The organism is Nitrincola alkalisediminis, assembly GCF_009821115.1.
Classification (GTDB): domain Bacteria; phylum Pseudomonadota; class Gammaproteobacteria; order Pseudomonadales; family Balneatricaceae; genus Nitrincola; species Nitrincola alkalisediminis.
In genome coordinates, this window is record NZ_VYTY01000003.1 from 208,553 (window position 1) to 229,668 (window position 21,116).

Genomic DNA, 21,116 nt, shown 5'->3' on the forward strand with positions numbered 1-21,116 from the left:
AATGCGTTTGAAGCCTACTCAAGGCTCATCCAGACACTTCTGTGAGAAGGGTGAGGCGGAAACGCCGTACCCTTCTATCAAGTTAAACAGATTTTTGTTTAGCGGATTGCTTTATTGAGTCTATCCAGGCTGAATCAAAGCGTGTCTGTTGTGGGTCCAGTTCTAGTGCCTCAATTTTGAGCAAGAGCTTTTGGATAGGCTTCTGCAACTCGCTAACACCGCCGTCATTGCTCTCTAATTGGTGCATTTGCATTAGGCCTAAATGATAGAAGCGCAGCAGCTTGATGGCGGTGATATCGTTTTGTTCAACACCGGCTTCGACCTGATGCATACAATTTGTGATGCTCATCAGGCAGCGTTTAAGTTTCCAGCCATAGAGCGATGAACTCATCCAGGGTTGCTTCAATAGAATCTGCTTAAAAATAATGGTTGTCAGTATGAAACCAGTGAATACCCCCGCCGCATTCCATTTAAAGTTATTGCCATCAGGATGACCGAAAAATGACACACTCAAGGTGGCCAGACTCATTGCCAGAACAATAAAAATCGCCATTAAGATCAGGGTGTTTTTTCGGGTTTCTTTGCGATAAATCTCTGGGTCACGCGCTTCCAACTCAAAAATGTCTGACACACGGGTCTCCTGATATCGTTTGTTATGGATTGGCATGGTTCATCATGCGCGGAAGTAAGATGGGGATAAGGTTAACATTTTTGACTGCGTACATCTTTATTTCAGGTCGCAGGCTTCTGATTTTTGGGTCGATTATCGCTACATAAATCTTTATACTTCGCGTCATTAAACCGAGCTGATGCATGAAGGAGTGTTTTACTTTGCTATTCAAAATCGTATCCCACCAGCAAGAAAAGCCTGCTGGCCGAATCCGTAAGCAAAATGAAACACTCATTCTTCGTGCGGCTGAAATCGAGTTTGCCGAAAAAGGCTTTGCGGGTGCGAGCATGAATGCGATTGCGCAGCGTGCGGGCCTCCCTAAAGCCAACCTGCACTATTACTTCAAAAACAAAATTGGCCTGTATATCGCTGTATTGAGTGACATTATCGAGTTGTGGGATGAAACTCTGAGCGCAATTACGGCTGAAGACGATCCCGCCGAGGTGTTAACCCATTATATCCGACGGAAAATCGATTTCTCACGTGAATACAGTCTAGCGTCGCGTATCTTCGCATCTGAAATCATCAGTGGTGCTCCGAATATGAGTACCTATTTCAGTGACAACTACCACGGGTGGTTTGCAGGGCGCGTTGCTGTTTTTCAAGCTTGGATTGATCAAGGAAAACTGGACCCAATCACGCCTGAACACTTGCTGTTTATGATTTGGTCCACCACGCAACATTATGCCGATTTTGCCATACAAATTGCCGCTGCTTTGAATAAACCCGAACCGGATATCGAGGATTATGAAAAGGCGACTGAAACAATCACTCACATTATTTTGAAAGGGTGTGGGGTGAAAAGGGTTGATTCGGTTCGCTCATAAAACGACATATACATCACTTCCGAATTAGCTCCATGATCTGTAAACAATAGCCGTCCCTGGCTTGGAGCTGTCTGAGCGTTAAGACCGCTTACGCTGAATCCACTCGCCTAATAAAGCGCGCTCTTCCAGTGTCATCTGCGTTTTGTTCAAAAAGGGCATATCGTGCGTCTGAATGCTTCGCGCTTCTATCCGATCCAGCATGCGCAAAATATCGGGACCTGTTTCGAGCATGATACCACCGGGCGAAATGGCAAAGATATCGTCGGTGGGTGCACGGCTGTGACAGGTTGCACAGCGTTCAATCACGATGGCAAAGGCTTGTGAGTCGTTTAATTGCGCATCACCTATATCGGCCTGTTGAATTGGTTGAGGCCGTGCCACTATCGCGAGTAGAACAAAGGCGCCAAACGCCGAGATCAATATCCAAGGCTTCACAATGCCACGATGACGTAGATTGAAAAAGTGCCGTGCCCAAGCGCCAATGAGTGCCAAGGCACCTAAAATAGCCCAACCGTACTCATGGCCATAGGTCATGGGCGAGTGGTTGCTGAGCATGATGAACAAAACAGGTAGGGTGGCGTAATTGTTATGGGTCGAACGGCGTTTTGCGTTCATTCCATAAATAGGATCGGGCGCTTCACCCTTTTCAACCGCACTGACCAACGCGCGTTGTGAGGGCATAATGGTCGTAAACACGTTGGCGGCCATACAGGTTCCGATTAACGCGCCAATATGAATATACGCCGCTCTATCGCCAATCACCTGACTCAGCGCCCAGGCGAGAAAGGTAATGATCGCCAATAAGACAAGGCCTAATATCAGCTCTTTATCCACTAAGGGCGTGCGACACAACAGCTCATATATCAGGTATCCCACCCCAATGGTACCTAGCCCGATTGCAATCGCCTGCCAAGGTGCGAGATCCGCTTTGGCGGGATCAATCATGTAGCTGCTGGCACCCACATAGTACATGAGCGTCAGCAGAAGCATACCCGTGATCCAGGTTGAGTAGGCTTCCCACTTAAACCAGTGCAGATGCTTGGGCATTTTTTCAGGGCCGAGCTGGTACTTAGCCACTTCATAAAAGCCGCCGCCATGGATCGACCATAGATCTCCCTTGATTCCTTTATCTTTTTTCCATTGAGGCGGCTCTTCCAAGGAATTGTCTAACCAGACAAAATAGAAGGAGGCTCCAATCCAGGCAATGGCGGTGACGACGTGCAACAGCCTGAGTAATAAATGCAGCCAATCAGATAAATAAGGATCCATCGCTTAGTTCTCCCGCTGATAGGCTTTGCTGCCCAAGATGTAGGTGGCTTCAATCAGTCGATCATCACCGAGCATGCTTAATACAAATAAGACCTCGTTGAGGCTCTGACAGGTTCCGGTTCTAAACGCCATGAGGGGAGTGGATTTCAGATTGATGACGACAAAGTCAGCCTCTTTCCCCGGTAAAAAGTTGCCCAGATGTGTCTCCAGTGATAAGGCTCTCGCACCGCCTAGCGTCGCTAGGTAAAAGCTCTGATCAGGGGCTAATGAGACACTTTGCAACTGTTGGATTTTGTAGGCATCCCCCAGCGTTTGGAGCATAGAAAAACTGGTACCGGCACCCACATCGGTCCCTATGGCAAAGCGAACACCTTGAGCGTGCATGCGCTCCATGTCAAACAAACCTGAACCTAAAAATAAGTTGGATGTCGGGCAATGGGCGAGCACTGTACCGGAGTCTGCTAAGCGTTGGCAGGCATGTTCTGATAAGTGGATACCGTGTGCGTAAATGCTCTTGGGGCCAAGCAGCCCGAATTGCTCATAGGCATCCAGATAATCGCGTGCATTTGGAAACAACGTGGCAACCCATGCCAGCTCATCACGATTTTCAGCGAGATGGCTTTGCAAGTAGACACCTGGGTAGTCTTGCAATAGCTGCCCTGCTTTTTGCAGTTGTTCAGGAGTGCTGGTGGGGGCAAAGCGTGGGGTAACGGCGTAGTGAAGGCGGCCTTTTTCATGCCAGCGCTCGATCAGCTCAGCGGAGTCGTCATAGGCTGATTGGGCGGTATCCGTTAAAAAGTCAGGCGCATTGCGATCCATCATTACTTTGCCCGCTAAAAGGCGCATGTCCTGTGCTTGCGCGACTTCGAAGAGGGCATCAACCGACTGTTTATGCACCGTACCAAAGACCATTGCGGTGGTGGTGCCGTTGCGCAGCAGCTCATCAACAAAAAATGTGGCGATGGCCTTGGCATAGTCTTTGTCAGCGAATTTACGTTCGGTTGGGAAGGTGTAGGTGTTTAACCACTCCAAGAGTTGGCGTCCATACGCAGCAATCATTTCCGTTTGAGGGTAATGGGTGTGTAAATCGATAAAGCCCGGCATGATTAAATGACCGCTGTAGTCTTCAACCCTAATCTGGCTATCCAGGGTTTTGATGAGGTCGGAATAGGGACCTAAGGCCGCAATGCGTCCATTTTCGATCAGCAATAAGCCATCTTCAAAATACTCGCGAGCCGATTCACCCTGAAGGCGAGGATCATCGAGGTAATGTAAAATCGAGGCGCGAAAGGCGTGTGACGTCATAGGTTAGGAGCCTCGGTAGGTTGAATAGCCAAAGGGACTGAGGAGCAGGGGGATATGGTAATGTTCACCCTCGCCCGATAGATTGCATTCTATGTCCACCTGTGGATAAAAAACCGATTGTTGATGTTCGATAAAATACCCATCTAAGCTAAATCGCAAACGATAGCGGCCTTCGCTAAGGCGTTGAGAAGCGGGTAAAAGATCCGATACACGTCCGTCTGCATTGGTGATGCCAGAGGCGATCTCAATCCATTCGGCCGCTTGCCAATGGCTAAGGACAATCGGAATGCCAGCCGCAGGAAGTCCGCGACTGGTATCTAAAACATGGGTGGTGATTTGGCTCATGGTAAAATCCTGCCGCTTAAGTCGATAACATTTTTTGTAAACGGATCTGAGTAATTTTATTTTGCTCTGCCGCCGCAATTGCCAATTCATTATCGGGTGCATTGTTCAAACGCGCGTTGAGTAAGCCCAGCATCTCTTCTGCACTTTTTCCTGTCGCACAGACAATGAAAATATAGCCAAAACGAGCTTCATAGGCGGCATTGCCCTCGGCCAACGCGAGGAGTGTTTGCTCATCCGCGTCAGAAACGGCTGCCTGTTCGCCCGCTGCCAAGGCTTTGGTGTTGGCGTATTTAGCCCGCAAGGAGCTTACATCGCCAATTTTTGGATGGCCTTCAAAGGCTTGCAGGTAATCGGTTCGGTCGAGTCCTTGCCAGCAGGCCTCGGCAATTGCGTAGAGTTCGTGTTCATATTCAAATGGGCGTGCACCTAGCATGCGCACCACCCAGGCCTCACTCACACAGCATTGGCGCAGTGCGTTGGCGGCGGCCAGTGTATCGAGTTGGTTAAATTCATTGAGTGTCATCAGTGGTCTCGTTTAGTGTATCCGTCAATTGATGAAGGTCGCCAGTATTAATGTTGAGGGGTAAAGGGTTTGCTTGGGCGCTGTAGACCTCGATCAGGCGGCTAGCAATCGATACCGCAACTTCCATTGGGCGTTTTCCTCCCGTCCCTTTTATGCCAATCGGACATTCGATGCCGTGTATCTGCTCAGAAGAAAAACCTGCGCGCTGCAGGCGATGACGAAAGCGAGCGGCTTTGGTTTTGGAGCCAATCAAGCCGATAAAGCCTTCATGCTGTTGTGCGAGTGCCGCCGTGCAGATTGCGTAATCCTGAGCATGGCAGTGCGTCATGATGAGGATCACGGCTTGTTTGGGGATTTTCTGAAAGACCTCCGTTGGGTCTTGTACTCTATAGGGGGTGCGATTGGGTTCGTTTTGTTGTGGTAAAAACCCTTCTCGCGTATCGACCCAATGCAGGTGAACGGGCAATTCAGATAGGATCAAACTCAGCGCTTTGCCCACGTGGCCGGCACCAAACAGCCACACCTGTGTGCTGGTGTTTACAAAGCATTCAAAGAGTAAAGTGGCGTGTCCACCGCAGCATTGGCCCATGGCGGCGGCCAGTGGGATTTTCTCGATGCGTTGACAGGCGTTTCCTTCGGCTAAGAGTTGGCGTGAAAACTCAATGGCATGTTGCTCTAGGTTTCCACCGCCGATGGTGTCAATCGCGTGCTCAGGGGCAACAATCATCTTGCTACCAGCATTGCGAGGGACCGAGCCTTCGGTGTTGATGACACTGACCAGCACATGAGGCAGCCCCTCGCGTTGATAATCGGCTAAGGCATCGCTCCAACGAATCATTCAGCCTCCTTAGCCGCAAAGCGAAGCGCATTAATGGCTGTAAGCACACGCTCAGGCGTCGCCGGGGTATCGAGATCGGGACTTATGCGGTAATCACTCAGGCTGCTGATGGCATCTCGCAGGGCTGACCAGACCGAAATGGCGAGCATAAAGGGGGGTTCACCCACAGCTTTGGAATGGTAAATGGTCGCTTCAGGATTGGGTTGTTCGTAAAGGGCAACATTGAAAATGGGCGGAGCATCACTGATGGCCGGAATTTTATAGGTCGCGGGTGAGTTGCTCAGCAGTATACCGTCTGGATTCCACACCAACTCTTCGGTGGTTAACCAGCCCATGCCTTGAATAAAGCCACCCTCAATTTGTCCAATATCGATTGCAGGGTTCAAACTTTGGCCTACGTCATGAAGGATGTCGGTTTGCAACAGACGGTACTCGCCCGTTAAGGTGTCGACCAATACTTCAGACACCGCCGCTCCCATGGCAAAGTAAAAGAATGGGCGGCCTTTGGCTTGAGTGCGGTCATACCAAATCTTCGGTGTTTTGTAGTAGCCCGTGGCCGATAAGGGCACTCGCGCCAAATAGGCGTCTTGCACCACTTCCGCAAAGTGTTTTGAATCTGTGTCTGTCCACCAGATGCGGTCGTCCGCAAAGCGCAGTTGCTCAACATCGATTGACAGTGTTTGCGCTAGATACTCGGCTAGGCGTTGTTTCAAAATGAGCGCTGCTTGTTCGGCAGCTTTGCCGTTTAGGTCGGTGCCACTGGAGGCCGCCGTGGGAGAAGTGTTGGGCACTTTGTCCGTGCGCGTAGCTGTGACCAAAATGTGCTCGCTGCTGATCCCTAAACACTGCGCAACAATTTGCGACACTTTGGTATGCAGCCCTTGTCCCATCTCGGTGCCACCGTGATTTACCTGAACACTGCCATCCGTGTATAGATGAATCAATGCGCCAGCCTGATTCAAGTGCTGCACGGTAAATGAAATACCAAACTTAACAGGCGTAAGCGCCAAGCCTTTTTTCAGAACAGGGCTCTTGGCATTCCAGTCACGGATCGCGGCTCGGCGAAGCCAATACTGGCTACTCTCTTCTAAGGTCTCGATAATCTGATGTAGGGGCGCATAGTCCACGTCTTGATGATAAGGCGTGACATCGCGCTCGGCTTGGTAAAGGTTGCGTTTGCGTATGTCCAAGGGGTCACAGCCTAAGTGACGGGCGATATCATCCATGGCGCGTTCAATAATCATCATGCCTTGCGGCCCACCAAAGCCACGAAAGGCCGTATGTGAAACCGTATTGGTTCGCGCGCGGTGGCCTTGAATGCGGGCATTGCTTAAAAAGTAGGCGTTGTCCGCATGAAACATGGCTCGATCGACGATGGCATCGGTTAAGTCAGGCGAGTGCCCGCCATTGCCAATGACCGTGATGTCGGCGGCTAAAATGCGGCCTTGATTATCCGTGCCTATACGGTAGTGATTGACAAAAGGATGGCGTTTGCCGGTCATCACCATATCGTCGATACGGGGCAATCTGAGTTTTACGGGCCTCTGAATCTTGTTGGCCACCAACGCCGCTAAGCAGGCCCAGGGTGCGGCTTGTGTTTCTTTGCCGCCGAAGCCACCGCCCATGCGTCTCATATCAACGGTCACACGGTTAAACGGGATGTGCAGGACCTCTGCGACCAGTTTTTGCACTTCGCTCGGGTGCTGGCTGGATGTATAAATGAGCATGCCGCCCTCTTCGCAAGGCACGGCCATAGACACTTGGCCCTCGAGGTATAAATGCTCTTGTCCACCAACATACATCTTGCCCTCAAGACGAATCGGAGCGCTGCTTAGGGCGAGATCTATGTCTTCCCCTATTTGCATCTGATGGCTGGGTCTGACCAGTTCGCCAGCGGCAACTGCGGCCTCAGCGTCAAGTTGTGGAGGCTCCTTTGCGTACTCGATCACGGCTAAACGGGCGGCTTGGCGCGCTTGGCGTTCGGTCTTGGCTGCGACCACAGCAATCGGTTGGCCTGCGTAGGCAATGATGTCGCTGGTTAAAATAGGGTCACCTGGAAATACCGGACCAATATCCGTAATTCCAGGAATATCGTCCAATGTAAGCAGGGTGACGACGCCGGGCGCATGTAAAACGGGGGTTAAATCCAGACGGGTAATCTTGCCCTTGGCAACAGTGCTACGTATCACAGCGGCGTAGATGAGCCCCTGCGGCTCGCGAATGTCGTCCACGTAGATGGCACTGCCTGCGACGTGGCGCTCGGCACTTTCATGGGGGATTTTTTGACCTATCCCTGAAGGAATCGACGCCGATGCTGTATCTAACGTGGTTAAATTACGCATAATGGCTAACCTCCAGTGATGTGCCTGTCTGGTATTCGTGCACTGCGCGGGCGAGTAAATTGGCGGCCACCTCCAGTCGGTACTGAGCACTGGCTCTGACATCGGTTAAGGGCGAAAAGTCTTGTGTTAGTGCATGCTGTGCCGCTTGGATGCCTTCTAGGGTAAAGGCTTGACCTAACAGGGCCTGCTCAGCATGCAAGGCGCGTGCTGGTGTTGCGGCCATCCCCCCGAAGCCTAAACGCGCGTCCGAGATACACCCCTTGTCATCTAATCGAATGCGCAAGGCAAAGCACACAGCCGAAATATCATCATCAAGGCGTTTTGAAATTTTATAAACTTTAAAAACGTCAGCGGGGTCCAGTAAGGGGATGCGAATACTTTCAAGAATGCCAGCTTTGGGTAGGCAGGTTTGTCGGTAGCCCGTAAAAAAATCCTTAATCGGTAGCGTTTGCTGTCCCTCGGGAGACACGAGCCTTAACTCAGCATCAAGGGCTAAGAGTACAGGGGGTGTATCGCCTATAGGAGACGCATTGGCAATGTTACCGCCAAGGGTGCCTTGATTGCGAATTTGTTGTGAACCTAAACGCACAAATAGGGCAGCTAGAGGGGGGAAGTGCATTTTCATCTGTGCATGGCATTCTTGATAGGTCACTGCTGCGCCTAAAATCAGAGCCTCATCCGTCACCTCAATGCGCTTAAGCTCAGCCACCTTGCCTGTATAGATAAGCTTAGGAATATCCTTAAGTTGTTGGGTGGTGTCCAGCGCAAGGTCAGTGCCACCCGCCACTAAGCGTGCATCGGGATGCGCCTCAAGCCACTCGATTAACTCGCTCAACTGCGTGGGTGAGTGAAAAAACGCAGAAGATGCTGTTAAGGAGGGCTGGGGCACATTCGTTTGAGCGGACGCTTGCAGGGTGAGCAAGGCCTCTCGAATTGATTGAGTCTGTTCTGTGAAGGCGTCAGGTTGGGTGCTGAGGGATAAAGCCGCATCGATAATGGGTCGATAGCCCGTGCATCGACAGAGGTTGCCGCCTAAATGCTCGTTGATCTCTTCTCGTGTCAGACGTTCTTGCTGTGTTAGCTGTTCACGTTGCTTGTAAAGACTGAATAACGACATGACAAAGCCAGGCGTACAAAAGCCACACTGAGAGGCATGATGATCGACCATCGCTTGTTGCACAGGATGGAGCTCGCCCGTTGAGGAGCTCAAGCCTTCAACCGTAATGACTTGTCGACCCTCTAAGCTACCAAGATACGTGATGCAGCTGTTGACGGTTCGATAGGTTAGCCCATCGGGACTCGGGTCAGCGACGACGAGGGTACACGCACCGCAGTCACCGGATGCACAGCCTTCTTTGCTACCACGGTGCATCAACTGAGTGCGTAAATACTCTAAAAGCGTCGTATCTGGTGCAAAATTTTCAACCGTCAACTCTTCTTGATTTAGTATGAATTGCATCCCGAGTCATCCTTAAATTGAATGGTGTTTTTAACCTATTGATAGTTAAGTTTATTTTATTGCGTGCATGACATGTTTGGTTTAATGGCTAAAAAGAGCCGATGCTTCAGTACAACTATAGATCAAAATAAACTTGTCTGACTGGTCAAGTATTGCATTAATCTTGCCAGTTTTCGAATGCTTGGCGAAAACTGTCGAAAATAATTGAAATGAGCGGGACACATTTTTTGCCCTGTGTGTCGAATAAAGATAGATCTCTGTGCACTTAAGCACCAATCTCTCTTGCGGTGCGTAGCGAGAAACGAAAGAATCAAGGGCGTAAATGGTGTTCAACGTAATAACTCGAAATGGGTTTAAATCCAGCGATTAAGGATAAGATAGATGCTGCAAGTGACGCACTTAGCGAAGTCTCATCAGACGCCACAGGGCCCGCTACAGTTGTTTAGTGATGTGCATTTTAACCTTCACGCCGGGGAAAGTGTCGCCTTAATGGGCGAATCTGGGTGTGGTAAATCCACACTGCTGCACATGGTTGCAGGCCTTGAGCAGGCCGATAAGGGGCGCATTTTGATTGCAGATCAAGATATTTGTCAGATGAATGATCGCCAGAGGTCTCAGCTTCGACGCGATCAGTTGGGCATTATTTTTCAGCAGTTGAACTTGATACCGAGTCTGACCATTTATGACAATCTGGTCTTTCAGGCACGCCTTGCGAATAGAGTCGATGATGCCTGGCTAGCCTATCTTGTCGCCAGTTTAGGGTTAGAGACACTCCTGACACGCTATCCGGCACAGTTATCGGGGGGACAGCAGCAACGCGTGGCGATTGGGCGTGCGCTGGCGGCGCGTGCACCTCTATTATTGGCCGACGAGCCCACTGGCAGTCTTGATGAAGTCAATGCTGAACAGGTGATCACGCTCATGCTGGCGCTGGTTAAAGAAACGGGGACAAGCTTACTCATGGTGACACACAGTTCTTTGCTGGCGGCACGGTTGGATCGTTCATTGACCTTAAGCCAAGGACAACTCAAGTAATGCGCCTTCGGATGCCTTCCTTATGGATATTGCACGCGTTGCTCAGTCACTGGTGGCGACACCCGGTTCAACTCAGCACGCTTGTTTTAGGATTACTGGCCGCGACCGCGTTGTGGAGTGGCGTACAAGCGCTGAATCAGCAGGCGCGACTGAGTTACGATCAGGCAGCAGCTCGATTCGATAGCCTCAATCAAGCGCAGATCGTCAGTGCTGGTGATCAACCCATTCAAGAGTCCGAGTATATTCGTTTGCGACGCCTTGGTTGGGCAGTGACGCCCTTGGTCGAGGGGGTATTGTCGTTAGAGATTTTATTTAAGCTAGAGGATTTGCCAGAAAAGGATGTCAAGATTCAGATTGTTGGCATTGACCCAATGACCCTACAATCCCTGAATAGATCTGATCAAGGTTCAACGGGCTTACCGGACAACTTGTCTTTAAACGACTTTTTAACGCCTCCTTGGCAGGTGTGGATGTCGCCCGCTACGGCAGAAGGTTTAAGGCCGCTGCTTGCGAAGGCTAAGGCAGATGGATTTCCCTTTAATCCGCAGGGTGAAAAGGTCAGCATTCATACCAGCACGGCGTTGGCGCATAACGAGCTGATCACCGATCTCTATTTAGCTCAGCACTGGCTGGGAATGGAGGGGCTGCTCTCGCGTTTACTGCTGCTAGACGCAGACAACCCCTCTGCGTTACCTGAGGCGTTAGCGTCGACTCTGCGCCTAGTGCGGCCACAAAGTGATCATGATATTTCGCGTTTAACGGCTAGCTTTCACCTCAATCTAAGTGCATTAAGCCTGCTGGCTTTTTTGGTGGGATTGCTTATGGTTTACTCGGCCATTCATCTAGCGCTCACTCAGCGTTTAACCTTGCGTCGTATTGTATTCAGTTGCGGTGTTAGTCAGCGTGAGTTGATGGCGTGGTTACTGCTAGAGCTCTTACTCCTGAGTGGCTTGATTGCTCTTCCGGGGTTAGTGGCTGGCTATTGGATCGCCACTCTTTTATTGCCTGATCTGTCGGCCAGTCTTGCTGGCTTGTACGGTGCTCAAGTATCAAGTGAGCTACAGCTGTCTTGGCAATGGTGGCAGCAGGGGGTGTTCATGGCGTGGGGTGGCACTTTAATTGCCGCAATCGTGCCTTTGATCAAACTCATCAAACAGGATGGTGTTCATTTAGGTCAGTCAATGCCATCGCTAAATGATCAACGACGGCTTAAAGGACTAAGTATATTGGGGCTTGTATCTCTCCTGATGGCAGTCCTCACTGCAGGGCTAGGTCAGTCCTTACTCAGTGGCTTTTTACTCTTAGCCTTGGTGTTTTTGAGTGCAGCCCTGTTGATGCCCGTGATCTTGGATAGGCTCCTCAGCCTCTGTCAACGTTCGGCTAAATCAATGATCACTCAGTGGCTCTGGGCGGATGCACGCTTGCAAGTTCCGAACCTAAGCGTTGCATTGGTGGCACTCTTGCTTGCCTTGTCGACGAGTATTGGTGTGGGAGGCATGGTGGAAGGGTTTCGTAACACCTTCACCGGATGGCTCGATCAGCGTCTTGCTGCCGAAGTCTACGTGCGCACAGACAGTGAAGGGCAAGCTCAGCAAGTGACACAATGGTTGGCAGGCACTCCAAATGTGACGGCTGTTCTTCCATCGGCGAGGGCTGCGACCCAACTTGAAGGAGTCCCCATTGAGTTACGAGGCTTTCAGGTGCATAGCACCTATGTCGACCACTGGCCCCTTCTGAGCGAAGCACCACAGGTATGGCAAGCAATAGAAAGCGAGTCTGCGGTCATGATCAATGAACAGTTGGCACGACAGCTCGCGCTTAATTTAGGCGATTCGATTGCATTGCAGGGGATGCAGCAGCGTGAATTTACCATCCTTGCCATTTTCAGTGATTATGGCAACCCTAAGGGGCAGGTGATGATGTCGCTGGATACCCTGTATCACAACTGGCCTGATGCTGAACGTGGAAGTTTTGCACTGCGTGTGGAGCCTTCTCAGATAGATGGATTAATATCGGCTCTGAAAGAAACGTTCGGGTTTACGGGGACACAAGTCTTGGATCAGCAAGCGGTCAAGCGTTACTCGTTGCAACTGTTTGAGCGCACCTTTGCCGCGACTCAGGCTCTAAACCTGTTGGTACTGGCGATTGCGGCCATTGCACTTTTTAGTAGCCTGCTGACCTTATCGAATATGCGCTTAACGCAGGTTGCGCCGATTTGGGCCTGTGGTGTCTCGCGTCGACACTTGGTGCTGATTGAGTTGCTGAGACTGTTAGCGCTTGCCTTGATCACGGCTTTGTTAGCCATCCCCTTGGGGCTAATCATTAGCTACTGCTTGGTGAATGTGATCAATATCCGCGCCTTTGGTTGGGCACTTCCTTGGCAGATGTTTCCACATCAATGGTTTTACTTAACACTTGCTGCACTGGTGAGTGCAGGTTTGGCGGCGCTGATTCCCATTTTAAAATTACACTTTTGCTCACCCGGTGAGCTGTTAAAAGGCTTTCGTGATGATCAATAAAGTCGGCATCCTACTGATGCTCTTGTGGGCTTTGGTGGGCTGTGAACCTGCTCCCTCGACACACGGCTTTGCTGGGCTTGGATCGGATGCAACAGGGTTTGCTCAGGTCGAGCCTGACGCTGAAATTGGCTATCCTGAGGCACTCAATCAGCACCCGGATTTTCGTATTGAGTGGTGGTATGTCACAGCCAATCTAGAAAGTGAGTCAGGTGAAACACTCGGCATTCAATGGACCTTGTTTCGTCAGGCCAATTCACCGTCACCCCAGCGCGAAGGGTGGGCGAATCAGCAACTCTGGCTTGGGCATGTTGGGCTCACACGTGCCAATCAACATTTCTCGGCGGATCGATATGCACGTGGTGGTGTGGGACAAGCAGGGGTTGCAATGGACCCCTTCACGGCGTGGATCGACCATTGGGCAATTCAAGCAGACGATCAGGCCCGTGAGTTCACATTGACGGCACACACACCTGAGTTTAGTTATGACTTGGTGCTAGCCAAGGTTGGACCTCCCGTGTTGCAGGGTAATCAGGGGGTTAGTGTGAAATCTCCGCAAGGCCAAGCCTCGTATTATTTGAGCTTACCTTTTTTGCAGGTCTCAGGTTCAATCCAAATAGGCGATGAGACGTTGAGTGTCACAGGTGAGGCTTGGCTTGACCGAGAGTGGAGCAGCCAACCCTTAGCCGAAGATCAAGAAGGCTGGGATTGGTTTTCGCTCCATCTGGATCAGGGGGATAAGTTGATGTTGTTTCGTCTTCGTCATCGTCAAAGCCAAGACTACTTTTCCGGCACCTATATTTCAGCCGATGGCACGGCGCATCCTTTACAACCCAATCAAATTCGAATGCAGCCGTTACGTCAACATTCTGTTGCGGGCAGACGGCTTCCGGTTGAATGGCAGCTGAGCGTCGACGATTTCGGTATTGACCTGCGCACGCAAGCACTGAATCCGAATGCTTGGATGGCAACAGGTATCGCCTATTGGGAAGGCCCTATTCGTTTTGAAGGGAGTCATTCGGGCAAGGGCTATTTGGAAATGACTGGGTACTGAGCGAGGATTTACCTAAAAAACGGCCACATAGAGTGGCCGTTTTGATGAGTATGCGGTTGTGTTTAGGGGAAGAAAACAAACTTAATAATGAAAAAGGCGGCTAAGGCATAGACGCTGACGCTGACACTTTTTCCCTGACCTGACAATAGCTTGATGATGGCATAGCTGACAAAGGCCAAGGCAATACCGTGAGCAATCGAAAAGGTTAACGGCATGGTCAATGCTGCAATTAGCACGGGGGCGGCTTCGGAGACATCGTCCCAATCGACCTTAGATAGGCTGCCTGTCATTAAGACCGCAACATAAAGCAACGCCCCTGCCGTGGCATAGGCTGGGATTGAACCAGCTAAAGGGGCGAAGAACAAGCTGATCAAAAACAACACCGCCACTACAACCGCTGTTAACCCCGTGCGCCCACCTGCGGCAACACCCGATGCACTTTCAATGTAGCTGGTGGTCGATGATGTACCTAAACTTGCACCCACAACTGTCGCCGTTGAGTCAGCAAGTAAGGCTTTTTTGATGCGGGGGAGTTTGCCGTCTTTATCCAAGAGCTTGCCGCGCTCACCCACACCGATCAGGGTACCTGAGGTATCAAATAGATCGACAAACAAAAAGGCGAATATGACGCTGATCATACCCACTTCAAATGCACCCGCAATATCCATTGCCATGAAGGTAGGCGCAATGGAAGGTGGCATAGACATTAACCCACCAAACTCATTGTGTCCTAAAATCATCGCGACAATCGTAACACTCAGAATCCCAATCATCACGGCACCTGTCACTTTTAAGTAAGCCAGCGCTGCAATGATAAAAAAGCCCAAGAAACCGTAGATCGCGGATGGGCTTGAAAGATCACCGAGTGTTACGAGGGTGGCAGGGTGTTGCACAACAATTCCGGCATTTTTCAGCGCAATGATAGCCAAAAATAGACCGATACCTGCGGCAATACCGAGCTTGAGTGAGGAGGGAATGGAGTTGATCACCCACTCGCGTATAGGAAACACACTGATCAGGATGAACAGTACGCCGGACAGAAAGATCGCGCCGAGTGCGACTTCCCAAGAATAGCCCATGCCCAGCACCACACCGTAAGTGAAAAAGGCATTTAAGCCCATTCCTGGTGCAAGCGCGATCGGATAGTTCGCGTAAAGCCCCATAATTAAACAGCCAATCGCGGCTGCAAGACAAGTGGCAACAAACACGGCACCCTGATCCATGCCGGTTTGGGCCAACATCGAAGGGTTAACAAAAATGATGTACGCCATCGTCAAAAAGGTGGTGATGCCGCCTAATACCTCGTTTTTAACCGATGTATTATGGGCTTGGAGCTGAAAGAGTCGTTCAAGCATAGGGATTCCCTTTTAGAGTTTTCTGCCACAGCTGGGCATGATCAGCATAATTATCTCGTCGTAAAGACCGAGTGTCTGAGAACTTAATGGCAAATCTCATGCCAAAAAATTGATCGACTGGTCAACTTAATAAGTTAGACGATGATGCGTATAATACAACGTATCCTGCGTATAATTTTATCATTTTACGCATTTGATTGACGCATCACCCGACTTAACCGACTGATTAGGAACCTATATATGACAGAACATCACTATCGAATGGACTTTCCCGTGGGTTGGGAAGAGCTGCATCGCAATGCGAGAGCCTTGGCTTGGCGTTTGTTGGATAAGGGCGAGTGGAAGGGCATTATCGCGATTACTCGCGGTGGCTTAGTGCCCGCGGCGATTCTCGCGCGTGAAATGGACATACGTTTAATCGACACCATTTGTGTGGTGAGTTATCAAAAAAGTGATGACTCAGGTACAGCCGCAAAACAAGGCGCGCTGGATGTCTTAAAAGGCGTTGAAGGCGATGGTGAGGGCATGATTTTGATTGACGATCTGGTTGATACGGGTAAAACCGCGCGCCATGTTCGTGAAATGCTCCCCAAAGCGCACTTCGCAACGATTTATGCCAAGCCAGCAGGAAAGCCCTTGGTGGACACCTTTATTACCGAAGTCAGCCAAGATACCTGGATACGTTTTCCATGGGATATGGAACATACCTTTTCGACGCCACTGGCGGATCGGACGAAAGGACAGTCGGGTAGTTGAGCGTTTAGTGACAGTATCCCAGCGCTTAATGAAGTTTAGCGCTGGGATATTTGCTGTATTTCTTCAGTGGTAAGGTCTATCAAACAAAGTGCTTGCAAAAGAGGAGGAGTCCATACACGCTCATTCTAAGACGTCATTGACATAGCAATAATAGTCACGAGCAATTTCGATGACGTTTAGGCTTATCAGTTGTTTTCTATATCTGTTGTTGATGAACCAGAAACCTCTTGATATAAATCTTCATTGAATATGTGCATGGTTACAATTCGTTCGGTAGGAATGGCAATTATATAATCTAATTTTGAATTTAAAATAGAGGGGTCTTGTTTCAATAAACCATCGATAATAGATGTGTATTTTCGATCCAGTTTGAAACTTTGAGAGTCCTTATCTCTGTGGCCACTGTATAAAGGTAATAATGATAGATACGATTCTCCATCTGAGGGCTCAATGGAATCTGCAACCATACCAACATATACTTTATTAGAGTCTAGAGTGACTGCAACTGGTTTAAGATTAAATAGTGCGTGAGCACATATTAATTCAAAATCATTATCTTGCCATGCCCTCCAAAGTGCTTGAATCCCCCTTATGTTATCTTCTTTATCCTCTTTTATCTCTTTGCTTAGTTTAGATATGGTGTTTTTTAATCCATTATTATTAAATGATTTTAGAATTGTAAAAATTGACTTGTAATTTGGATTTCGGTTGTAAAGTTCGGTATAAGTTAACGCGCTAAATACTGTAACTATGGCTGTAATAAAATGTGCGTTATCGCTATAGCTTTTTGGTAAAAATAACCAAGTAGTTAAAATTGCAAAAAATAATGAGTAGGTTCCAAGAGTTAAAGAAGATAAATAAAGTCTATGACCACTTTGGCGTGCAATTTTATATCGATATTTAACGCATTTGCTTGAAATAATATATCCGGCCGAGGCTGTGGCAACAACAAGTATTGCAATGCTTCCATTCATTTAGTTTACTCTGCTCCGTTATCATCCTGTTCATTATTATTTTTAATTTTTATGGCTGCAAGCTTTCTAATAGCGCTTTTAAATCTTTCATCGTGTACGGCTTTATCAAGCTTTAGTTCAGCTACACCATCACCTTTAACAGTATAGAGCTCGCTGAATTTTTCTAGTTCGCGTCTAGTGTATGCTTGGGTTGCCATGGTATTTGCTCCATATGTTGCGCTAGTCTTGCTTATTCTTACACTAACTTGATCTTAGCATATCAAGAGTGTGACGTGTATGTCTTTTTAGTTTAGGCTATCCTGATCGCCAATATAGATCGACTCATGGGCTGTCGCGGCCTGTTATGGAGCACATGTGACCCAATTGTCCCAGCCTCACCCGTTTGAGCGTTTGATGCCAGACTTTATTCTTGATGCGATTGAAGCACAGGGTTTTCTATCGGACGGTCGTGTTTTGGCGCTCAATTCGTATGAAAACCGGGTCTATCAGATAGGCATCGACGAAAACGTGCCGATCATTGCCAAGTTTTATCGGCCAGGGCGTTGGACGGATGCTCAAATTCAAGAAGAGCATGATTTTTGTGATGAGTTAGTGGCACAAGACCTGTCAGTCGTGCCCCCCATGCGTGTACAAGGTCAAAGTCTTTTGCATTATCAAGGTTTTTCCATCGCCTTGTACGAGCGTAGAGGTGGACGGGCACCGGACTTAGACAACCCCGATCATTTATATCAGCTCGGTCGAACCCTTGGACGCATGCATTTGGTGGGCGCCGCTAAACCTTTCACACATCGTCCAACCCTCGATATGCAAAGTTTTGGCTATCAAAGCATCGAACGCTTGCTATCTGGGTTTATTCCAGCGTCATTAGAACCGGCCTATCGAAGTTTGACGCAAGATCTCATGCAGCGGATCGAAGCGGCGTTTGCACTTTACCCTGATATTCGCTACCTGCGTGTGCACGGAGACTGCCATGGTGGCAATTTGCTCTGGCGTGACGATTTGGCGCATTTTGTCGACTTTGATGATGCGCGCATGGCTCCCGCGATTCAAGATTTATGGATGCTGTTGAGCGAAAGTGAGCGTACCCAGCGCGAGTTGCAGCTTGCCGAGGTGCTGGCGGGGTATGAGGAATTTGCAGAGTTTGATCCACGTGAGCTTCATTTGATTGAGCCTTTGCGGACCCTTAGAATGCTGCATTACAGTGCCTGGTTGGCCAGACGTTGGGAAGACCCGGCCTTTCCATTAAACTTTCCTTGGTTTAATACTGAGCGCTATTGGGGAGAGCATATTTTGCAACTGCGTGAGCAATTATCGGCTTTAAACGAACCGGTCTTACGGATTTTGTAATCGAATGAGCGCAACGAAAACCCTTGCTAGCGCAGTGGAAACCGAGTTCGAAATCAAGAAGTCGCGTTTTATCGGTCGTATCGAGCCGATTGCCAGTCATGAAGAAGGGCTGAAACGGGTGGCTGAGTTATGGGTGCAGCACCCAGAAGCGCGGCATATTTGCTACACCATGTTAGTAAAAGGACAGGTGCGTCAATCCGATGATGGCGAGCCTTCCGGCACCGCTGCTAAGCCCATGCTCAATGTCTTGCAGCATAAAGGTTTGGACAATGTCCTAGCAACCGTGGTGCGCTATTTTGGTGGCATTAAGCTCGGAGCCGGTGGCTTGGTGCGTGCCTATTCGCAAGCGATTAGCGACCCTTTGAATGATGCAGAACTGGACGAGGTGCGCCCCCAAGACGTCATTCAACTGAGCGTTGCCTATGAGTATGAGTCGCTCGTTCGTCATCAGGCGCAGCAACTGAATTTAACCCTAGCGGTGGAATACCAGCATCAAGTCCATTTTCAGATATCCGGTGAGGTTGAAGCACTCAAAGTGTGCGTGGATACCCTCACCAATCAACTGCGTGGGCAGTTGAGTATCTGTGGTCACGATTAATATAAATCTAAATGGATTTGAGCATCCAATACCGATTCATCGAACCAATCATGCAATAAGGCTAATACCCCTTCGCCAAAGCCCTTTTGACTTCCACACACATAGATATGAGCCTGTTGTTCACTCACCCAGCTTCGAACTTCGTGTTGATACTCTGTCAAGCGATCTTGAATATACACGCCATCATCACGCGACCAAGCGCAGGTCAGGTGAGTCAGAATGCCCTCTTGTTCAAAGCGACTGAGTTCGTCGGATAGATAAGCATCTGTGGCTTGGTATTGCTCGCCAAAAAACAGCCAGTTCGGCGCCATGCAGCCCTGGGCTTTGCGCTGTTGCAAAAAGCCAATAAAAGGCGCTAAGCCAGTGCCAGCACCGATCATGATCAGGGGAGCCTCATGCGCTAAATGGAAACTTGGGTGGGGGCGAATGCTTGCTTCAATACGAGTGCCGATGGATGCTTCTGTTAGGTAGCCGGACGCATTGCCGATGCTGCCATCTTGACGTTGATGCTGGCGAACCAATAAACGCAAGGTATCGGCTTCATATGAGGCAATGGAGTAGAGACGTTCGGTTAGAGGCTTGAGTTGATCCACCAATTGCTGAGGAGAGGGTGCAGACTCATCCGTCCAATCCAGCGTTAAGAGTAAATCGAATAAGGCATAGGGCTGACCTTGGTAGGAGACCGTGTGATCCGCAGACCAGCCGAGGGTTGCAATACGTTGTGCCAAATGCCTTGGCACAATGCTGGGTTTTACCGCCAGTAAGTCACCGGCTTGGTAACGTAAACCAGGCTGCGATAGGCTCAGCCAATGAACGGGGCGGTGAGATTGTGTAGGGTTCAAGTATTGATTGTCCGTCAGCATGAACTCATCGTACTCGATAGAAATGGCATCTTGTGTCAGCCCATCGGTGTTGGAAATGGCGGCCCACCATGTATTGATGGCGTTCATGTCCATTTTGTCGACTTCGGTAATGGGCATCAGCTTTTGTAACCCCTTGACTTGTAAGCGGTCAGCCAAGTGGTGACCAAAGGCACAAAATTTTGGGTAATGGCGATCACCTAATGCCAGAAGGCTAAACGGAGAGCCTGACACCTCTGGGGTCTTTTCCAGTGCTTTAATAAAGGGGATGGCCGTATCCGGTGCTTGACCATCTCCCTGAGTGCTCACAATAAAATGCACCTGTTGATACTGGTTGAGGCACTGCGGTGTCAGTTGCGATAGGCAGCGAAGATCCCATCCAGACGGAGTGGAAGCTTGCAACTGTTTGGCCAATTGCAGAGCACTGCCTGTCTGACTGGCATAGGCCAACAAGCCCAATCCTTTTGTTTGTATGCTTACGTTGAGCTGGCCTTTTAAAACCAGCGCCGCGGCTAAAAGACCCAGCATTAACAACATATCTAGTACAGGACTTTCCATGCCTTTGGATAAAAAGAAGGGAAGGTCACAGCATAAAAGTAACGTAACGCTGGCGGCAATGAACGCGAGGTGTTTCTTAAAACGTTTGCGGTGATTCAGCAACAACACACCCGCACTCAGCAAAAGCAACGCCACTCCCAGCCAGACACTGGCGATGAGTGCGTGCAAGGTGAGCACTTCGGGTTGGTTAAAAAGATGGGTGACTTGCTGTCCTTGCCAAATTGTGGCGAACGAATCGTCCAGATGAAACGCATATTGGCCAAAAGGCGATGCGGTCGCAAAGGTATCAGTGGCTGAAAGCGCTAAATGAATGCGCTCTTCATGAAAAAGAACCCCAACAAAAAGGTGAAGGAATAGACAAACGCCGCTTAGTGCGGCAACAAGCATCGCGACTCGATTGGCCACTAGGGTTGCAAACTTTTCCACAAAACACCCAACTCAAATACTGATAATGATTCGTATTATATTGTTAATTTAGTTTGAGT

The 21,116-nt window shown here is 49.4% G+C and carries 19 protein-coding genes; 7 read left to right on the forward strand and 12 right to left on the reverse strand.

Going from position 1 to position 21,116, the window contains the following annotated elements; all coding sequences use genetic code 11:
- Nucleotides 1–82: 82 nt before the first annotated feature.
- Nucleotides 83–631: a DUF3087 family protein gene (locus F5971_RS06405; RefSeq protein ID WP_193494470.1), complete on the reverse strand. Its 549-nt coding sequence runs from the start codon at nucleotides 629–631 to the stop codon at nucleotides 83–85.
- Between the two features lie 200 nt (nucleotides 632–831).
- Here F5971_RS06405 and F5971_RS06410 point away from each other — a divergent pair, with 200 nt between their 5' ends.
- Complete coding sequence (locus tag F5971_RS06410; protein WP_237748496.1) at nucleotides 832–1,497, forward strand: TetR/AcrR family transcriptional regulator; 666 nt, start codon at nucleotides 832–834, stop codon at nucleotides 1,495–1,497.
- A 78-nt stretch (nucleotides 1,498–1,575) separates the two neighbouring features.
- Here the strand turns inward: F5971_RS06410 and F5971_RS06415 are convergent, their stop codons facing one another.
- Genes F5971_RS06415 through xdhA form a run of 7 tightly spaced genes read right to left on the reverse strand, consistent with a single transcriptional unit; the run spans nucleotide 1,576 to nucleotide 9,578 of the window.
- On the reverse strand, nucleotides 1,576–2,766 hold the full coding sequence (locus F5971_RS06415) for a urate hydroxylase PuuD (protein ID WP_193494472.1): 1,191 nt from the start codon (nucleotides 2,764–2,766) through the stop codon (nucleotides 1,576–1,578).
- 3 nt (nucleotides 2,767–2,769) lie between these two features.
- Entirely contained in the window at nucleotides 2,770–4,071 is a 1,302-nt protein-coding gene (guaD, locus tag F5971_RS06420) for a guanine deaminase (RefSeq protein ID WP_193494473.1), read from the reverse strand.
- 3 nt (nucleotides 4,072–4,074) lie between these two features.
- Nucleotides 4,075–4,416, reverse strand: coding sequence for a hydroxyisourate hydrolase (gene uraH / locus F5971_RS06425; protein ID WP_036507804.1), 342 nt, complete (start codon nucleotides 4,414–4,416; stop codon nucleotides 4,075–4,077).
- 16 nt (nucleotides 4,417–4,432) lie between these two features.
- Nucleotides 4,433–4,939, reverse strand: coding sequence for a 2-oxo-4-hydroxy-4-carboxy-5-ureidoimidazoline decarboxylase (uraD, locus tag F5971_RS06430; protein ID WP_193494474.1), 507 nt, complete (start codon nucleotides 4,937–4,939; stop codon nucleotides 4,433–4,435).
- On the reverse strand, nucleotides 4,926–5,777 hold the full coding sequence (gene xdhC, locus F5971_RS06435) for a xanthine dehydrogenase accessory protein XdhC (RefSeq protein WP_193494475.1): 852 nt from the start codon (nucleotides 5,775–5,777) through the stop codon (nucleotides 4,926–4,928). The genes uraD and xdhC overlap by 14 nt, the downstream gene beginning before the upstream one ends.
- Nucleotides 5,774–8,119, reverse strand: a complete 2,346-nt coding sequence (xdhB, locus tag F5971_RS06440; RefSeq protein ID WP_036507808.1) for a xanthine dehydrogenase molybdopterin binding subunit — start codon at nucleotides 8,117–8,119, stop codon at nucleotides 5,774–5,776. Before xdhB ends, xdhC begins: the two co-directional genes overlap by 4 nt.
- Nucleotides 8,112–9,578 (reverse strand): xanthine dehydrogenase small subunit, encoded by a 1,467-nt coding sequence (xdhA, locus tag F5971_RS06445; RefSeq protein WP_036507811.1) that lies wholly within the window; start codon nucleotides 9,576–9,578, stop codon nucleotides 8,112–8,114. The genes xdhB and xdhA overlap by 8 nt, the downstream gene beginning before the upstream one ends.
- Before the next feature lie 381 nt (nucleotides 9,579–9,959).
- Here xdhA and F5971_RS06450 point away from each other — a divergent pair, with 381 nt between their 5' ends.
- Genes F5971_RS06450 through F5971_RS06460 form a run of 3 tightly spaced genes read left to right on the forward strand, consistent with a single transcriptional unit; the run spans nucleotide 9,960 to nucleotide 14,183 of the window.
- The gene (locus tag F5971_RS06450; RefSeq protein ID WP_036507813.1) at nucleotides 9,960–10,613 is read left to right on the forward strand and encodes an ABC transporter ATP-binding protein; all 654 of its coding nucleotides are present in this window, start codon (nucleotides 9,960–9,962) and stop codon (nucleotides 10,611–10,613) included.
- Complete coding sequence (locus F5971_RS06455) at nucleotides 10,613–13,132, forward strand: ABC transporter permease (RefSeq protein ID WP_193494476.1); 2,520 nt, start codon at nucleotides 10,613–10,615, stop codon at nucleotides 13,130–13,132. Before F5971_RS06450 ends, F5971_RS06455 begins: the two co-directional genes overlap by 1 nt.
- The gene (locus tag F5971_RS06460) at nucleotides 13,122–14,183 is read left to right on the forward strand and encodes a lipocalin-like domain-containing protein (protein ID WP_193494477.1); all 1,062 of its coding nucleotides are present in this window, start codon (nucleotides 13,122–13,124) and stop codon (nucleotides 14,181–14,183) included. Before F5971_RS06455 ends, F5971_RS06460 begins: the two co-directional genes overlap by 11 nt.
- Before the next feature lie 62 nt (nucleotides 14,184–14,245).
- Here F5971_RS06460 and F5971_RS06465 read toward each other — a convergent pair whose 3' ends face one another.
- Nucleotides 14,246–15,538, reverse strand: a complete 1,293-nt coding sequence (locus F5971_RS06465; RefSeq protein WP_193494478.1) for an NCS2 family permease — start codon at nucleotides 15,536–15,538, stop codon at nucleotides 14,246–14,248.
- A 240-nt stretch (nucleotides 15,539–15,778) separates the two neighbouring features.
- On the opposite strand from F5971_RS06465, the gene gpt reads away from it, so the two are divergent.
- Nucleotides 15,779–16,294: a xanthine phosphoribosyltransferase gene (gpt, locus tag F5971_RS06470; protein ID WP_193494479.1), complete on the forward strand. Its 516-nt coding sequence runs from the start codon at nucleotides 15,779–15,781 to the stop codon at nucleotides 16,292–16,294.
- Between the two features lie 185 nt (nucleotides 16,295–16,479).
- Here the strand turns inward: gpt and F5971_RS06475 are convergent, their stop codons facing one another.
- Together F5971_RS06475 and F5971_RS06480 are read right to left on the reverse strand one after the other, a co-directional pair.
- Entirely contained in the window at nucleotides 16,480–17,268 is a 789-nt protein-coding gene (locus F5971_RS06475; protein ID WP_051514118.1) for a hypothetical protein, read from the reverse strand.
- Nucleotides 17,269–17,273: 5 nt separating this feature from the next.
- Nucleotides 17,274–17,465, reverse strand: coding sequence for a hypothetical protein (locus tag F5971_RS06480; protein ID WP_193494480.1), 192 nt, complete (start codon nucleotides 17,463–17,465; stop codon nucleotides 17,274–17,276).
- 157 nt (nucleotides 17,466–17,622) lie between these two features.
- Here F5971_RS06480 and F5971_RS06485 point away from each other — a divergent pair, with 157 nt between their 5' ends.
- Nucleotides 17,623–18,615, forward strand: a complete 993-nt coding sequence (locus F5971_RS06485) for a serine/threonine protein kinase (RefSeq protein WP_343042573.1) — start codon at nucleotides 17,623–17,625, stop codon at nucleotides 18,613–18,615.
- A gap of 4 nt (nucleotides 18,616–18,619) precedes the next feature.
- Complete coding sequence (locus F5971_RS06490; protein WP_051514119.1) at nucleotides 18,620–19,213, forward strand: IMPACT family protein; 594 nt, start codon at nucleotides 18,620–18,622, stop codon at nucleotides 19,211–19,213.
- Here the strand turns inward: F5971_RS06490 and F5971_RS06495 are convergent.
- Nucleotides 19,210–21,057 (reverse strand): flavodoxin domain-containing protein, encoded by a 1,848-nt coding sequence (locus tag F5971_RS06495; RefSeq protein ID WP_193494481.1) that lies wholly within the window; start codon nucleotides 21,055–21,057, stop codon nucleotides 19,210–19,212. The two genes, F5971_RS06490 and F5971_RS06495, sit on opposite strands and share 4 nt — an antisense overlap.
- Nucleotides 21,058–21,116 lie beyond the last annotated feature (59 nt).